General features: G+C 64.8%; 1 protein-coding gene. It reads right to left on the reverse strand.

The genetic code is table 11. The annotated features are described in order from the left end of the window. On the reverse strand, positions 1-219 hold a 219-nt coding region (locus tag IR141_RS14360), incomplete at both ends, for an Ig-like domain-containing protein (RefSeq protein WP_135037883.1).

A 219-nucleotide genomic window follows, 5' to 3' on the forward strand; every position in this document is an offset into this window, starting at 1 on the left:
CTTCGGCGGTGTAGCCGCCGTCGGGCAGGGCTTTGGGCACGTCTACGCTGTAGCTGCCGTCTGCCTTGACGGTGGTGGTAACGGTTTGGCTTTGGCCGTCCGAACCGGTTACCACTACGGTTACCACCGAACCGGCGGGCGCATCGGTTTTGCCGCTGATGGTCGGGGTGTTGTCGCTGCTGTTGTCCGGCGCGTCTACGCTGATCATCGGGGCGGTGG

Source organism: Neisseria sp. 19428wB4_WF04, assembly GCF_015235335.1.
Lineage (GTDB): Bacteria > Pseudomonadota > Gammaproteobacteria > Burkholderiales > Neisseriaceae > Neisseria > Neisseria musculi.